Origin of the sequence: Microcoleus sp. Pol7_B2 (assembly GCF_036701035.1) — a bacterium.
Classification (GTDB): Bacteria; Cyanobacteriota; Cyanobacteriia; order Cyanobacteriales; family Microcoleaceae; genus Microcoleus.
Map to the genome: position 1 here is coordinate 82,731 of NZ_JAUBQB010000003.1, position 16,625 is coordinate 99,355.

11 protein-coding genes are annotated in these 16,625 nt (G+C 44.1%); 3 read left to right on the top strand and 8 right to left on the bottom strand.

The window, feature by feature from the left end; genetic code table 11:
* The coding region (locus tag QUA57_RS02115; protein ID WP_445304450.1) for an SAM-dependent methyltransferase at positions 1 to 1,032 on the bottom strand (1,032 nt) is incomplete at its 3' end.
* Positions 1,033 to 1,483: 451 nt separating this feature from the next.
* On the opposite strand from QUA57_RS02115, the gene QUA57_RS02120 reads away from it, so the two are divergent.
* On the top strand, positions 1,484 to 5,503 hold the full coding sequence (locus QUA57_RS02120; protein ID WP_333059177.1) for a tetratricopeptide repeat protein: 4,020 nt from the start codon (positions 1,484 to 1,486) through the stop codon (positions 5,501 to 5,503).
* Positions 5,504 to 5,543: 40 nt separating this feature from the next.
* On the opposite strand, the gene QUA57_RS02125 is transcribed toward QUA57_RS02120, so the two are convergent.
* The 7 genes from QUA57_RS02125 to nadD form a co-directional block, all read right to left on the bottom strand.
* A complete protein-coding gene (locus QUA57_RS02125; protein WP_333059179.1) occupies positions 5,544 to 6,479 on the bottom strand; it encodes an NAD(P)-dependent oxidoreductase in 936 nt (311 codons plus the stop codon).
* A 1-nt stretch (position 6,480) separates the two neighbouring features.
* Positions 6,481 to 7,785 (bottom strand): class I SAM-dependent methyltransferase, encoded by a 1,305-nt coding sequence (locus tag QUA57_RS02130; protein WP_333059181.1) that lies wholly within the window; start codon positions 7,783 to 7,785, stop codon positions 6,481 to 6,483.
* Positions 7,782 to 8,780 (bottom strand): GDP-mannose 4,6-dehydratase, encoded by a 999-nt coding sequence (locus QUA57_RS02135; RefSeq protein ID WP_333059184.1) that lies wholly within the window; start codon positions 8,778 to 8,780, stop codon positions 7,782 to 7,784. The genes QUA57_RS02130 and QUA57_RS02135 overlap by 4 nt, the downstream gene beginning before the upstream one ends.
* A complete protein-coding gene (rfbF, locus tag QUA57_RS02140; protein WP_333059186.1) occupies positions 8,777 to 9,553 on the bottom strand; it encodes a glucose-1-phosphate cytidylyltransferase in 777 nt (258 codons plus the stop codon). The genes QUA57_RS02135 and rfbF overlap by 4 nt, the downstream gene beginning before the upstream one ends.
* 90 nt (positions 9,554 to 9,643) lie before the next feature.
* Positions 9,644 to 10,603 carry a GDP-mannose 4,6-dehydratase gene (locus tag QUA57_RS02145; protein ID WP_333059188.1) on the bottom strand — a complete coding sequence of 320 codons (960 nt, stop codon included), beginning with the start codon at positions 10,601 to 10,603 and terminating at the stop codon, positions 9,644 to 9,646.
* Positions 10,604 to 11,017: 414 nt separating this feature from the next.
* Entirely contained in the window at positions 11,018 to 12,037 is a 1,020-nt protein-coding gene (locus tag QUA57_RS02150; RefSeq protein ID WP_006634268.1) for a type I glyceraldehyde-3-phosphate dehydrogenase, read from the bottom strand.
* A 190-nt stretch (positions 12,038 to 12,227) separates the two neighbouring features.
* A complete protein-coding gene (gene nadD, locus QUA57_RS02155; protein WP_333059190.1) occupies positions 12,228 to 12,944 on the bottom strand; it encodes a nicotinate (nicotinamide) nucleotide adenylyltransferase in 717 nt (238 codons plus the stop codon).
* Positions 12,945 to 13,907: 963 nt separating this feature from the next.
* Between nadD and murC the strand changes: the two genes are divergently transcribed.
* Complete coding sequence (gene murC / locus QUA57_RS02160) at positions 13,908 to 15,464, top strand: UDP-N-acetylmuramate--L-alanine ligase (protein ID WP_333059191.1); 1,557 nt, start codon at positions 13,908 to 13,910, stop codon at positions 15,462 to 15,464.
* Between the two features lie 150 nt (positions 15,465 to 15,614).
* Positions 15,615 to 16,571, top strand: coding sequence for a UDP-N-acetylmuramate dehydrogenase (murB, locus tag QUA57_RS02165; RefSeq protein ID WP_333059194.1), 957 nt, complete (start codon positions 15,615 to 15,617; stop codon positions 16,569 to 16,571).
* Positions 16,572 to 16,625: the final 54 nt, after the last annotated feature.

Sequence of the window (16,625 nt, forward strand, 5' to 3'; positions counted from 1 at the left end):
AGTCTGGTGCTGGATTGCTTGGGATTGTTCCAATTCACTCTGAGTCTGATGGAGTTGTAACTGGGATTGTTCCAATTGACTCTGAGTCTGATAGAGTTGTAACTGGGATTGTTTCAATTCACTCTGAGTCTGGTGCTGCCGTGCTTGAGATTGTTCCACTTCGCTCTGACTCAGTTGCAATTGCAACTGAAATTCTGCCAATTCACTTTGAGTTTGCTGTAGCAGATCCTTGTTTTGCTCAAATTCTGTCCGCGTCTCATAGGGCATATTGTATAACAGAGGACTCGGCTCGACATTTAATTTCAAGTGAAACTCACTTGAAAGCTTGGAAAGCTCGATAACTGCGATCGCATTTGCTTGAGAAAAAGGCGAGCCGTATTCCACATAACTCAGTTCAAGAGCATCTAATTCTTCCCAAAGCACGTTAAAGCCACGGTCTGTTGTTTCTCTGTCTATTAGCTTTAAACAATTAACAGAGACAGCCTCTTTAGGAATTCCATATTTTTTACCTAATAGATACAAATACTCTTTACTAAACTGAATATACCATTCCCCATCTATAAGTTTTCCAAAAGGAACGGTAATCAAGGCTTTGCCATCAGGAGCAAGTAGGTCGTATATCTTAGCAATTGCTTTTAATGGAGCTTCAAGATCGCGGTTTTCATGCTGCTCTCCATATCCACCAGAAGGATCTCCTTTTTGTCCAATGTGTTCGACTGTAGAAAGTGAGACAATCGCGTCGTATTTTTCTGCCGATTGCAGGTTCATTAAGTCTTCATTATCTACCCCTAATTCTACTTCAAATTTATCGACAATTCGTCTTGATGTTATACCAAGCGTTTCACTCAAATGGTTTTCATAATGAGATAGTACATTTCCAACTTCAAGGATGCTTGCTGGTTTGTTGATAGTGGCAAGAAAGTTAAAAGCAATAGGTATTTCTACAGCTCTTTCGGTAGGATTATTAAATTTTATACGGTTGTAATAAAAATTTTTTTTATTGAAAGAAAACGTTCTTTTCCATTCTTGCATTGTGGCTTCTCCTGTCTTTTATACATTAAATTTAGTCGAATTTGAGACTTGTGCGAATTGACGTAAGTGATCCTGACACTAATTCCATTTGACTCATCTGCACGTCAAACCAATTTTCGCATAAATGATTATTAAGCGCAGCTTAGATTACAGCAATTTCCATTAGTCTATTGAGACTGGCGTCGATCGCTATATGTTCCTGCCGATTTAATCTAGCATCAAGCACTGTCGCCAGAATTTCTGACAACCCATGATGACTTTCACCTGTTGCGCTTACCCAGCCCTCTGGCTGTTCGTGCTACAACATCAAGTACCTCGCCTCTCAAGAGTTCAGGATTAAACCACAGTTTACACTAAGGTCAGGTCATTAAGATTACATCTTGTCAAAGGTACACAACTTAGTGTAACCTGAAGTGGCTCATCAGCTTAGCACGATTGACAGTAACTCAAGATGGAAGCCACAAAAACTGCAGTTGATTATTTGGACGAGGGCGATCGACTTGTAGAGTCAGGGAATCTGGAGGAGGCGATCGCCGCCTACCGCCGTGCCATTGAGCTAAATCCTGACCACTCTTGGTCTCACCACAATGTAGGGGAAGCTCTAGGGAAACTCGGTCAATTCGAGGAAGCGATCGCATCTTACCGCCGCGCCATAGAACTCAACCCGGATTTTTCTTGGTCTTATCATCACTTAGGGGATGCTTTAGAACGACGGCAACAATGGGAGGAAGCGGTTGTTGTCTTTCGTAAAGCCATTGAACTCAATGCCGATCACTTTGGTTCGTATGTGGGATTAGGAAAAAGTTTAGAAAAACTGGGTCAGTTGGATGAGGCGATCGCAGCCTACCGCCGTGCTAGTGAGATTAACCCAGAGGCCGATTGGATTCAGTATAGACTAGGGGAAGTGTTACAACAGCGGACTCAGTTGGATTTGGATGGGGCGATCGCTTCTTATCGTCGCGCTATTGAGCTAAATCCAGATGATGTGCCATCCTACCGCAAGCTCCTAGAGATTCGCCCAGATAACTTGGACATCTGGTTGCAGCTAGCGAAGGCATTAATCAAAATCGAGCAGTGGGCAGAGGCCAGCGTTTGTTACCGCCGCATTACTGAGTTAAATCCAGATGATGTACAAGCTTGTCAGCGTTTAGGGGAATTATTACTCCAACAGGAGGATTTCGAGGGTGCGATCGATATTTTTCGTCATTCTCTTAAACAGAACCCCAACTCTGATGAATTTTACTATAACTTAGGAGAAGCACTAGCAGCTCAAGGAAACGCAACCGAAGCCAGCCTCTGTTACTACAAGGCTTTCAAGATTAATCCCAATAATATGCAAGCTAATCAAAAGCGGCCTCGCATTTATGACTGTTTTCCCTTCTTCAACGAACTAGATATTCTCAAAATTAGGATAGAAGAACTCAAGGATGTTGTCGATAAGTTTATTTTAGTAGAAGCGACGAAAACTCATAGTGGACAACCAAAGCCTTTATACTATAAAGATTTTATCCATGAGTTTGCTGAGTATCAAGATCGAATCATTCATTATGTTGTCGATGATATGCCAGAAGTCCAAAATAATGACCGATGGCCTCTTGAAAATTACCAGAGGGACTGCATTGGGTTTGCTTTGATGGAACTTGAATGTCAAGACGAAGATGTTATTTTGGTGAGCGATGCAGATGAGATTCCCAGAAAAAACAAAATAAATGAAGCAATAGAATTGCTGTCTAATAACGATTTTGTAATTTTCACGCATGACTTATATGCCCACAACTTAGATAATTTACGAAGTGAGTGGTGGTGCGGAACAGTTGCTTGTAAATACAAAAATTTAAAGCAAAGAACTGTTACCCAAGTTAGACGTTCAGATGCCGGCAATTGGGCCGCCGACAGTAAGGCTGGGTACATTAATGAATCTCGTAATTTTGGACACCCCTATATAGTTAAAGGCGGTTGGTCATTTAGCTGGTTTGGAACTCCCATATCCAACAGGTACAAACTACAAAGTTTTGCTCATGCCGAAGTAGACGATTCTGAAGCCAGAGGATTAAACAAACTGAAATATGATGTTTGTAGACCAACCTTAGAGTTTGAATCTTCAGGAGAGTATTACTTTGATGTCAGAGACATAGAGGGCAAAGATGTGCCTGAATTCTTGAGCAATAATGTCCTCAAGTATAGGCATTTTTTGCAACCTAGACCGACGGAAATGATGGCAAAATTTGGTGGAGAATTTCAACAAGCTAAACAAGCTGAAACTATACTAAAAAATCTAAGGAATGAAGCAATAAAAGTCAAAGAAGACATTGAAAAAGGCATTCAAAATCTGCTAAAAGTTTGTGAAATTTTGGCAGAAAAGGGTGAACTGGTAGAAGCGATCGCACAATGGCGACGGCTAGTAGAACTTTACCCAGAATTTACCAGTAAGAAATGTTTTTTAAGCAACTTAGATGGGATAAAAACTTGGCGAATTAACCCAGAAGATTATACTTTGATTTCAGGACTACTTATTCCCACACAAACTGGTAATCAGCTAGTTAGCCAGACCGGAAATCATGGTCAAGTTTGCTATGGGCCTTATATAACCTTGCCCGCTGGTTTATATCGGATAAGGTTAGACCTAGAAAGTTCAGATTATACCGGGAGTCAAGTTAGCAATGAGGGACAGTATTGGTTTAAGTTTGATGTTGCATTAAATAAAGCTGTGGTGATATATCAAGAAGATGTTTATTTTAAAAATCAAAAAAATCATGAGTTTTTTGTAGATTTTTCCTCGGCTAAAGATTTAGAAATTCGTTTCTGGGCAGCAGGTCTATTCTTTGCTATAAATTTTATAGAACTGACTTTAATTTATCAAACTGATTTACAGAAAACCCAAGTTTATGAAGATATTTGGAAGGAATTAAATCAATTAGAATATTATCAGTATGATCGTCCTGATTACCTAACGGAAAGTAACCCAGAAGTCGCGCTCCAATATTTTCAACTAACAAGCAGATATAGAGTCGTGACCATGCAATTATTAACTGAGGACGACAAAAACTATCTCGAAAAAATTGGGCTGTCATTAGCAAATCTGGAAGTAATAGCACAAGACAACTTTGCTTTGGAAGAAAGCTATATAAATAATTTTGGCGATCATCTGAAAAAGCCGATAGTTCCAAATATTAACTTGGCTCTTCCTTACCAGCAAGTTCTAGTAGAAACCGGTTATATTTATTCTGTTTGCCCTTTCAGTGGGAAGATTTTGAGGTCTAATCAGTCTTTTGTTATTAATCACCAAGAAAATTCCCAGCCACAAAGGGGACATGATTTACAAGGCTTTTGTTATAGATTTGTAGGCAAGGAAGTATTTTATTTGATGGTGGGTTGTCCTATGGGGGAGAAGTTGTTACTTTACTTTCCCAAGATAGACATGATAATTAACTTATCTGCGCACTTAGCCGGATTTGCGAGAGCAGTAGAAAGTATGAATAAGCTAAAAGCTTATATGGTTAGCTCGTGGAAGAATGTAAAATTTTATATAGCAACAACCGAAAAGAAAAAAGTAGTTGATGTTATAGGCTTAGGGTTTAATATGGCTCATTACCTATGGCAAGACTTAACAGCAATGGATGTACTGCATGAAAATGGGATATTACACAAGTTGGATAAAATTCTGGTAGGGCCTGGTGACTATTTTAGTTGTCAGGAGAGTTTTCCAGAAATTCCTGCTGACAAATTTATTGAAGTAGAGGATGTTAGCGATGTTTTTAAAAAAGTTATAGAAAACAATTATGTAGCTTTAAGAGTAAATAGCATTTTTATAAAAGAGCAGTTGATTGAAAGAATACGTCAAACAGCATTACACAAATGTTCAATAGACTTTTTAACTAATCTGAAAAAAGTAAAGCAACATCATCCAGTTTTAGGCGTGCAAGTTCGTGCTAGTGGTAGAGTTTGGGTATCTCAGGTAACGGGAATAGCAAATATTATTAACAAATTGTTCTTAGATTATCCAAACTTAGCCGTAGTTTTTGATGGATGGTCTGTGACAGGTAAAGAAGATTCTTCAAACTTGTGTTGGTCTACGATTAGCATGGAAAAAGAAGTGATGAACAAAATTATTGCTTTGATTAATCCTAATATCCCCACTCATAGTGCGATTGCCTCTACTTTTTTTGAAACATCTGCATGGTGGAGTGAGGCTATAGATATACATATATCACCTATCGGATCTGGTCTAACTTACGGTTCTTGGATAGCGAATAAACCAGGGGTAGTACATGGCCCTATTGCAATTTACTGGAATAAAAGTTTATTTGCTCAATCTGTTCATAGAGAAAACTTACTACCACAGGTTTTCATTCTAGAAGAGTATATTATAGATAAAGGGAATGGAAGTTATGATTGCGATTGGACAGTTATGTATGATGAGGTTATTAAAATCTTAAAGCAAATAGATACTAACCTCCACACGGAAAGTTGAAGCAAGGAGAGAAGTACCTCTAAAGTCAATATCTAGCGGACTAAAGTTTGTGCCGATCTTCATCTACGGTTAGTTTCAACCCATCCTGTAGGGAAATTCGAGGTTGCCACCCAGTTAAAGTAGTAATCTTAGTAATATCGGCTAGGGAATTCATCACTTGACCAGGGCTGTAATTAATAGCACCGTATTCAGGCTGAATCTGGGGATTGACTAGCTCTCGAATCCTTTCTACAACAATTTTCAAGGGCACTGCCATACCAGATCCTAAATTAAAAATGCCGGGAACTTGAGCGTTAGCTACACTCAAAATACCTCTAGCAGCATCGTCAACGTACAAGTAATCCCATATCTGTTCGCACTTAGTTAGTTTAGGTGTATTACCCAGACACATTTCTTTAATCAAATAAGGAATTAACCGAGAAGGTTCATCATGCCTTCCGTAGACTCCACAGGTTCGCATCCAACTTCCACACATCCCATAAGCTTGGCACAAACTCAAAGCTGCCCAACAAGCGGATAATTTAGCCTGTCCGTAAACTGTTGCTGGCATCGTCGGGTAGGATTCATCAACCTGACAGTTTGCATTTCCATACTCTTCTCGCGACCCAATACCAATCCAATGAGTGCAGCCCACTGCCTGGGCAAGTTTTACGGAATCTATGGTTAGGGGAAGATTATCTGTAACTTGATATATTCCTTTACTGTCTCGTCCGGTTGCGTCCCGCCAGTGCCAAGCCAAATGAATCAAGGTTTTCGGTCTGTACTTTTGCAGTTCCCGAACCAATTCAGCACTTTGCAAAGTCTCATAGGTTAAAGAGCGATACTCTTTAAGTCCTTGCAGCCTAGAAGCATTCGATACAGGTCGAAGTAACGCAATAGGCAGATTTCCACTGGCAAGTATCTGCTTGAACACAGCAGCACCGATGAATCCCGTCGCCCCAGTTAAGAGTATAGTATGTCCCTCTCCTTGCTCCATCTTAAGAGACCTTACCTTCCGTTACATCAATCATTGAATAAAACTGATCGGCTTTGTATCCAAAGGGCTGTAGGTCTTCCTGAATTTCCTTCATATATCCAAAACTAAACACCAGAATGTCATCCACAGGTGATTCCTTCAATTTCTCTAGACCAAATACAGGAACGTGAGATTTTGAAGTGTAGATTCCAACTCCTTTGGGCTTTTTATCAACCACATACTCTAGTTTGTGGCCATTGCTCATAGCAGCCAGAGTGAGAATGCCGCGCCCACCAGCACCGTATCCGGCAACTTTCCTGCCAGATTGAGTTAACTTATCCACCAATCTATCGAGGTTGTGAATACCCTCTTGAATTTGATCCGCTTGGGATTGGTAGAATGTCAACCCTCTCCAGTGAGGTTGATCTACGGGTGATATTTTCTTGGAAGTAAAACTAGACTGATTGGGAGTAGCTACAAATATTAAAGAGTTAGCGCGACGAACTGATTCAGGCACGATATCAAAGTCAATGATGGCATATTCTTGTCTTTCTAGCATCGTCTGGGCTGCCATTTCGCTCAAATAGATTGAGTGTTCGTGCTGAAATAAACAAAATTCACGCCTTGACAATAGCTGTTCAATATCGTGAACTTCAACCACTAAAAGACCTCGATCAGGATTCAAAATTAACTTGACTGCTTGCAGAAAGTCTACAGGGTCAGGCAGGTGGTCGAAGGTGTAGGATGTGACAACAATATCTACACTGTTGTTCTTAAAATTTTCCGGCAACTTGTCAAGAGAGTTTTTGTCAAATAGACCTTGAATAGTGGTAATACCTCGCTCTTCAGCAATTTTTGCAACCGGAGCTGATGGCTCATACCCCAATACTTCACAGCCCATCTTTTTAAACGGAAGTAATTGACTGCCGTCTCCCGAACCTACTTCTAAAACCCGCAAATTATTAGTGTTTGGGAAATATTTGCTCAGTAAGGCATCAGCAAGGGCTTCCATAAAGGTTGTAGCCGTCTTAGAATGCCCTACAGAGTATTGATAGTCTTCATAGTAAGCTGATAGATCTACATCATGCTGTGTTTGCACTGTGTAACAATTTAGGCAAACATAAATATCCAAATTTTCCTTGAACTCCTGTTCGAGCAATTTATCCGTAATGAATTGATCGTGAAGGGGCATTTCGGGTAATGATAATATCCGCTCCAAATTAGTTGATTGGCAACAACGACAAGAACTTCTATAAGTAACACTTGCTTGCATAAAATGTTCTTCTCCTTTCGATAGTTGGAATTTATTAAAACTTGCCTCACTCACACGCTGATGACACAGGGAGCTTCATTCATCAAAAAGTTTTCATACCACTCTATTGTTTCTTTCAACCCCTCTTCTAAAGGATACTTAGATTCCCAACCGAGCATTTGTCTGGCCTTATCTGCCGAGAGATACTGATGTTTGATTTCATTCTTGGCCCTATTCAATACCACGGGTTCTAAATGGCTTTTACCCATCAATCTCAAAACATGATCTACCATGCCCCGCACCGAAATTTGCAACTCGTTGCTAAAATTAAATGCTTCTCCCAAAATTTCTTTCCTGTCCATTTGTTCTGCCAAATGGAGATAAGCTAAAACCCCATCCTTCGCATAGAAATAGTCCCGAATAAAAGTGCCATCACTGCGGATGACTACCGGCTTGTCTCGTAATGCCGATCGAATAGTAGACGGAACGATGCGATTAAAATTCAAGTCTCCGCCGCCGTAAAAGTTGCCGCAGCGAGTAATGCACACGGGTAAACCGTAACTGACGTAGTAAGCCCGACTGATTAAATCAGCACAGCTTTTAGAAACATCGTAAGGGTGTTCTCCTTGCAGCGAAGTTGTTTCGCTATAAGGCAACACTAGCTGGTCTCCATAGGCTTTATCGCTGGATGCTATGACAATTCGAGTCACACCACCGACGCGGCGACAAGCTTCTAGAATATTCCAAGTACCTTTAATGTTTGTTTCAAAAGTGGCAACAGGCTCTCTATTTGCAACTCCCACAATTGTCTGAGCTGCTAAATGAAACACCGTATCTACTTCATACTCATTGATGGCTCGTTCTACCGTTGGCAAATCTTCGACACAACCGCGAACGATATTAATTTGCCGATACCACTCTCCAGCATAAAGTCGGGATTGGGGCACCAAGTCACGGACTAATCCCGTTACCAAAGCTCCTCTTTCCAGCAACTCAGCCACTAACCAGTTACCCAAAAGGCCGGTGCAACCTGTAACCAATACCGATCGATCGCGCCAAAATTCACTCATTCCCACACCCTCCAAGGAGCCTCTCCATTATCCCAAAGTTCATTCAAATACTTATATTCGCGGTAAGTATCCATCGCAAAGAAGAAACCTTCGTGGCGGTACGCCATCAATTGTCCCTGGGCCGCTAACCGCTCTAGTGGCTCTCGCTCCAAAAAACAATCATCCCCGCTCAAAGCCTCAAATATGCTGCGGTGAAGTACCAAAAATCCCGCACTAGCCCAGCCATCTATTTGAGGTTTTTCCGTAAATTCCAGAACTTTGCCTTGGCTGTCCACATCTAAAATACCATATCGGGATATCGGACGAACTGTACTAACAGTTGCCAGCTTACCATGAGCCTTATGAAAATCCACCAAAGCTCCAATATCGATATCAGCAACTCCATCACCGTATGTCACCATAAAGGTATCATCAGTAATGTATTTCTCCACACGTTTCACCCGCCCTCCCGTCATAGTGTCCGCGCCAGTTTCTGCCAGTGTCACCTTAAAATCTTGCTCGCGGTGCTCCTCGTGATAGGTAATCTGATTTTGGCGGCCCAGGCAAATAGTAAAATCATTATTCATAGCTTCATAATTCAAGAAATACTCCTTAATCATGTTGCCGCGATAGCCCAAACACACAATAAAGTCCCGGAAACCGTAATGGGCATAGGTTTTCATAATATGCCAGAGAATCGGATATCCGCCCACATCTACTAGCGGCTTAGGACGAAATTCAGTTTCTTCTCGGAGACGAGTACCCAAACCGCCTGCTAATATAACTACTTGCATTTTTTTAGATCTTGAAAATTGTACACAACCCCTGATAATTCACAACAGGTATTTATTGCAAACAAAGAGCTATTTTTTATGAAAAAATCCTCACACCTTACCCATCCTCGCTTCCACCATCATCCGCACCACATCGGGCATTTTATATTGTGCCTCCCATCCCAATTTTTCTTTTGCCTTAGCCGGATTTCCCCTCCCAACTGCAATCTCCGTCGGTCTGTAAAGACTCGCATCGGTTACTAAATGTTCCTGCCAATCCAAACCCGCAGCAACAAACGCTGTTTTCACAAATTCTTCCAAAGGATAGGTTACACCCGTGGCAATTACATAATCGTCCGGTTCTTCCTGCTGCAACATCAAATACATCGCCTCCACATATTCCGGTGCCCAACCCCAGTCCCGCTGCACGGAAATATTACCCAAATGCAGTTTTTCTGAACTACCCGCAGCAATTCGGCACACCACAGATACTATTTTTTGGGTAACAAACCTCTCCGGCCGCAGCGACGACTCGTGATTGAACAAAATACCAGAACACGCAAACAAATTGTACGCTTCTCGATAATTCGCTACTTCCCAAAATGCTGTTGCTTTCGCCACCGCGTAAGGACTTCTGGGGCGAAAAGGCGTATTTTCATCGGCTGGATTGCCTCGGGTATCCCCAAAACATTCGCTAGAACTGGCGTTGTAAAGTTTGATTTTTCCGCCTGTAAACCTAATTGCTTCTAACAGATTTAATGTGCCTGTCGCAATGCTTTCGAGGGTTTCTACGGGCTGTTCAAAAGACAGACCGACGGAACTTTGACCTGCTAGATTGTACACCTCATCTGGCTCTATTTTGGCAAGCACTTGCAAGACGCTGCGAAAATCGTTGAGAGACATGGATTCTAGTTTTACTTTGTCTCGAATGCCCAAACGGGTCAGGTTTCCGAAACTAGATATTTGGGCGTCCCTGGAGGTGCCGCAAACTTCATAACCTCGATCGAGCAAAAGTTTAGCTAAATAAGCTCCGTCCTGACCTGATATACCACTAATTAACGCTTTTTTCATACCACATTTTGCTTCCAAAACTCTACCGTAGCTGTTGCTATTTTTTCAGGTTTTTAACTTTTATAGTCGGAATTTTTATTTTTTTAATATTTGGGGTTTTCCGAGAACTTAACTAAAGCAATTTTAAGCGCTTACTACAAACAACAAAATTATCATCAAGCACACCCGAAAGCCCGATCATAGTATTATGGCAAAAATTTCGATAGCTGGGAGTAGCAGCATAAGCATATCGTAGGGACACGGGACTGCCATGTCCCTACGATATTTCATTTTGTCCTCGCCAACTATCGACTGGCAAAAGTCTCTACCGCTCGAAAACAGAAATAATCAGTCAGCTAGAAATCGACTCAAAAGTACAAAATATCAGGATTTTTTACCTTCTGCCGAATGACTAATGCCTTCTGCCTTGGGGTACTAGGCTTCCCAACGTTCGGCGACTAATTCAGCCAAGTCAACCACCCGCTGACTGTAGCCCCACTCATTGTCGTACCAAGCCAAAACCTTTACCATGTCGCCATCCATCACTAGCGTTAAGCTGGAATCCAGAATCGAAGAAGCATCACTTCCGCGATAGTCGCATGAAACTAAAGGCAAATCGTTGTACTCCAAAATCCCTTTCATGGAGCCAGACGCAGCTTCTTTGAACACTTGATTTACTTGCTCGGTAAAAGTCTTTTTCTCTACCTGAGCCACAAAATCGACTACGGACACATTGGGAGTCGGCACGCGCATGGCGATACCGTTTAACTTGCCCTTCAATTCTGGAATCACCAAAGCCACAGCTTGGGCTGCTCCGGTAGAAGTCGGCACAATATTCATTGCTGCCGCCCGGGCCCGCCGCAAGTCGCGGTGGCTGGCATCCAGCAAGCGCTGGTCGCCAGTATAGCTGTGGGTAGTGGTCATCATGCCTTTGACGATGCCAAAATTTTCGTGCAGCACTTTCAGTACAGGAGCCAGACAGTTAGTAGTACAGCTAGCATTGCTGATGACTGTGTAGTCACTGTGCTTGTAGTTGTGGTGGTTGACTCCCATGACATAAGTGCCAACTTCAGAACCCTTGCCGGGAGCGGTAATTAGCACTTTTTTAGCGCCGGCAGTGATATGCTTCGATGCACCAGCTTGGTCAACGAAGACACCGGTCGATTCAATAATCAGATCAATACCCCAATCTTTCCAAGGCAAGTTTAGCGGGTTGCGATCGCTCACGCATTTAACTGTCTTGCCGTTGAGAGTAATGGAATTTTCATCCGCACTGATGTCCACATTCTTCAACGTTCCCATCATGGAATCGTATCTCAGCAAGTGAGCATTACTTCTAGGATCGGAAGTGTCATTAATAGCTACCAACTCTAGCTGGCTGTTTTCTCGGCCCAGCCAGCAGCGCGCAAAACTGCGCCCGATACGTCCAAAACCATTGATCGCGACTCTAATCACCTTGTACCTCCTAACGATGGCAGCCTCTAGCTCAGGCTTAAATTTTGAAAAAATTTAAGAATTGACTTATGAGACAAGATCATATCGCAAAGGTCGATCCTTTCTAACTTTTTGTGTCGATCAAAAAAGCTTGAACTTTTCTAGAAGGCTAAAATTGCAAGGCAGAAGGCATTAGGCTTTCTGCCGCTAGTTACTGGTAAAGCTGATGGGATGCAATATAAGTCCCGACCACTTCCGGGACTAAGTAGCGGAGGCCGATCCTTTCGGCGCAGCAGCGGCGGATGTGGCTCGACGAAATCTCGATCGCAGCCATGGACAGCACCTCCCAGCGAATCTCCACGTCCAAAAGAGCCATTTGTTCGGCAACTCGCCGGCCAACAGCATTTGCCTGAACCTGCATCCTGTCTCCCCCGGAATCGATGGGTTTTCCACCCGGACAATCTCCCCACTCGGACAGTTCCCCAATCTCCGCGCTTTCTGCTGTCACTCGCTCTCCCTGAGTCGGACGCGGGGCCACCAACCAGTCGCACAACCCGGCAATTTCGCCGCACCGGTGCCATTTGGGGAGAGTAAGGAGTGCGTCACTACCAATAATCCAGTACCAGCGATGATCGCCTGGATACAATTTTTGCAAATACAGCAGGGTGTCGATCGCAAAAGAATTGTCGGAGGGATTTGCCGACGGCGGCGAAATTAGGAAGTCAGGGCGATCGCCGATCGCCAGAGCGAGCATTTCCCGCCGCTGCTCAAAACTTGCCAAATCCGGGCGCTCTTTGTGAGGGGGAGAGCGATCCGGTACCCAAATGACTCGATCGAGAGCAAATTGACTCGCAGCCGTCTCGGCTACCAACACGTGACCCCAGTGAACCGGATCAAAAGTCCCCCCCAAAATCGCTATTTTCGCCATATTCCCCCCAAATCAGGATTAATACAGACATCGCGCCACTTTTATGTTTATACGCTTTTAACCATAAGCTCGTTTATTAGAAAACCCTCGGTTTTCATTGGGGACAAACCCCTGGATGACCCTAGTTTCGAGGATCTTCCCGGACGCTAAAACCGGTTTTTTCAACCCCCTTAATTCGTTCAAACCTTCAATAAGACTTAAAAAACCAGGTTCTGAGCGTCAGAGTGGGTGCGGGACTGGATGATTAACCTTGCCAATATTAATCCCAACTTGTTTTGAGTGCGCGATCGACCGCCTCAGCATTCGTTTGTGGGCGACCGAAAAAGTTTTGACGGTAGATATACTTATCGCAGTGGTAAAAATTTTAAGGGCTGCCAAGAGAGTTGATCGGCTTCTCGATCAAAACCAATGATTTGGTTTGATCTATGGCTTTGCGACTATTTCGACTAACTGCATAACTTGTATATATACAATAAAGTAAGAATATATACTATAGCTGCGATCGTGTCAATCTCTCACTTTCAAGAAAAAATGACCGTACGGGTAGATAAATGACTATAAAAGGAGCGAAATTTTGTTGTTCGTGGTAGTGTTTGTAAATCCTTATGGGTTTTACCCTCAATCTTGGTAGAAAGGTTGTGGGGCTTTTGCTGCCGTATCCCAGCACAGCAGGCGGATCGAAATAGAAAGAATGCAGGAGTATGCAACCACCCAAAATTAGTCTATTGACCCCGACCCCAGACCCCGTTTTCTGTTACCTGCAATTTTCGAGCTGTGACTGTTCCGGAAAACTACTCGGTACTAAGTCATATAGGATACAAGACAAACATCTCTACAAGTCCCGCAAATCTAGGGACGCGCAGAGAATTTTGTACAAAATCTCTAGCGAACTGTATCCTGAAAAAACAATTCTTGATATGATATCGCGTGTTATTGGCGTGGTGTGGTGTGTGAGGAGCAAAGATGCCGAGTTCTGTTGATTTTAGCGGTAGACCATTTCATTTCATCGGCATTGGTGGGATTGGGATGTCAGCCCTTGCCTACATTCTAGCTAAACGCAAGTTGCCTGTGTACGGCTCCGACATTAAATCGAGTCACATAACCGAGCGCTTGCAAGGAATGGGAGCTCATATTTTTTGGAGTCAAGACGCCAGCAATTTTGAATTATTTCAAACGGCCCTTAACGGTAGCAGTCCCGACTGCGGGCAACAGGAAAGAGCAGTATCCTCGATAGTCGCGGGTACGGTAGGGACTTCTGTCGCGACAGCCAAAGCTCTCCAATTGAACGGCAACTGTTCAAGCGCCCAAGCACTTCCGGGATTGCCTCAAGTAGTATGTTCGACGGCTATTCACCCAGCAAATGCCGAATATCGAGCTGCTTTAGATTTGGGCTGTCCGATTTTTCATCGCTCGGATGTGTTGGCAGCGTTAATTCAAGATTACCAAAGCATAGCGGTAGCCGGGACTCACGGCAAAACTACTACTAGCAGCTTAATCGGCTTCATGCTGATGGCTGCGGGTCTAGACCCGACGATCGTAGTAGGAGGCGAGGTAAATGCTTGGGAAGGCAATGCCCGTTTGGGGGAAGGGCCCTACTTAGTGGCCGAGGCTGATGAATCCGACGGTTCTCTCGTTAAGCTGGTAGCCAAAATTGGCATAGTGACGAATGTGGAACTGGATCATCCAGACCATTACGATACCCTTGACCAGGTAATAGACACATTTAAAGTGTTTGCCCAAAACTGTCAAACCTTGGTGGGTTGCATTGACGACCAAATAGTCAAAGACTGCCTTCAGCCTCATGTCAGCTACAGCTTGCAGCCAGACAGCGGTGCTGACTACACGGCTTCGGGCGTGGAGTACGGAGCAGAAAGCACCAAGGCCCGGATTTGGGAGCGAGGATCTTTCCTAGGGGAAATGGAGTTGAAGTTGCTGGGTACACACAATCTCAGCAATGCACTAGCTGCGGTAGCAGTGGGCCGATTGTTGGGGTTAGAATTTTCGGCGATTGCCAAAGCGATTGCTGGCTTTGAAGGAGCTCGCCGCCGTTTTGAGGTGCGGGGTTTTCACAATGACATCCTGTTTGTGGACGACTACGCCCACCATCCTAGCGAAATCCGCGTTACCTTGGCGGCGGCTCGCTTGCGTATTGAAGGTAGCGAAAAAAATCCCAAATCCCGAAGAGTGGTGGCAATTTTTCAACCCCACCGTTACAGCCGGACTCTGACATTTTTGCCAGAATTTGCTCAATCTTTTGGGGATGCTGATTTGGTTGTGGCTTGCGATATTTATAGTGCTGGGGAACCGAATTTAGGAGAGATTAGCGGGCAGCAGGTTGCTGATTTGATTGCTAAAGAAGGCCGAGAGGTTGAGTTTGCGCCTTCCCTGGAGTCAGTCACTAAGTTTTTAACCAAAAATCTGCAACCGGGAGATTTGGCTCTGTTTTTGGGTGCTGGTAATCTGAATCAGATTATTCCAGAGGTTATGGCTTTTTATCAACAAGCCGATCGCCCCGATTAGCTCGCCAACAGAGTAGAGTCGATCGACATTATGGCGTTGCACTTTGTGCCGAAACTTCGGTCGGGCGGCTCGCTCAAAGCGGCCACATAATTTAGCTAAATGGATTTTCAACCACGTCTTCGAGCGAAGGTATTTTTAAGGATTTTCAAGATGGTGACTATCTCGAATGACTCCTCTGTTAAGGACAATCGGCGAGTGTATTCTCCTATTTCTTTGCGGGGAACTGATTGCAAGATTAACTCCCAAGTTTCGCTGGCGGGCCTGACTTCCTTCCGAGTCGGTGGCCCCGCCGAGTGGTACGTTGCTCCCCGCAGTATGGAGGCTTTGCAAGCGAGTTTTGCCTGGGCACAGGATGAAGGGATGCCAGTGACTCTGCTGGGTGCGGGTTCTAATTTGTTGGTGAGCGATCGGGGTTTGTCCGGTTTGGTCGTCGCCACTCGCTACCTGAAACAGGTGAATTTTAATGCAGAAACAGGTCAAGTGACAGCGGGGGCGGGAGAGTCAATTCCCCGCCTCGCTTGGTTGGCCGCTAAACGGGGCTGGAAAGGTCTAGAATGGGCAGTCGGCATACCGGGTACAGTGGGAGGGGCTGTGGTGATGAATGCAGGCGCTCACAGAGGCTGTACTGCTGATATTCTAGTCAACGCTCGCGTCCTATCCCCTGGTGGTAAAGTGGAAATTCTGACTCCCCAAGAGTTGGAGTACCGCTACCGGACTTCGGTGCTGCAAGGAGGCGATCGGCTGGTGACTGAAGCGACTTTCCAGTTGCAGCCGGGATTCGACCGATCGCAAGTAATGGCAGAAACTAATGACCATTTCAGCCAGCGCCGGACAACTCAACCTTACCACTTACCGAGCTGTGGCTCAGTCTTCCGCAACCCCGGCCCCAAGACGGCAGGTTGGTTCATCGAACAAGCGGGACTGAAGGGATATCAGATCGGCGGCGCACAAGTGGCTCAGCGCCATGCTAATTTTATTCTTAACTGCGGGTCGGCAACGGCCAATGATATTTTTCAAGTGATCCGCCACGTTCAACAGCAAGTCGAGCAGCGGTGGTCGCTGTTGTTGGAGCCAGAAGTTAGAATACTGGGAGAGTTTCCCTTCTAAGGCATCATTGAAGTAATACGGAAACGGCAGACTGCCAGCCCACACACCATCACA

Coding starts and splice junctions, on each gene's coding strand:
- QUA57_RS02135 (WP_333059184.1), bottom strand. CDS start 8,780: ATGAGTGAATTTTGGCGCGATCGATCGGTATTGGTTACAGGTTGCACC.
- QUA57_RS02120 (WP_333059177.1), top strand. CDS start 1,484: ATGGAAGCCACAAAAACTGCAGTTGATTATTTGGACGAGGGCGATCGA.
- QUA57_RS02125 (WP_333059179.1), bottom strand. CDS start 6,479: ATGGAGCAAGGAGAGGGACATACTATACTCTTAACTGGGGCGACGGGA.
- murB (WP_333059194.1), top strand. CDS start 15,615: ATGGTGACTATCTCGAATGACTCCTCTGTTAAGGACAATCGGCGAGTG.
- murC (WP_333059191.1), top strand. CDS start 13,908: ATGCCGAGTTCTGTTGATTTTAGCGGTAGACCATTTCATTTCATCGGC.
- nadD (WP_333059190.1), bottom strand. CDS start 12,944: ATGGCGAAAATAGCGATTTTGGGGGGGACTTTTGATCCGGTTCACTGG.
- rfbF (WP_333059186.1), bottom strand. CDS start 9,553: ATGCAAGTAGTTATATTAGCAGGCGGTTTGGGTACTCGTCTCCGAGAA.
- QUA57_RS02145 (WP_333059188.1), bottom strand. CDS start 10,603: ATGAAAAAAGCGTTAATTAGTGGTATATCAGGTCAGGACGGAGCTTAT.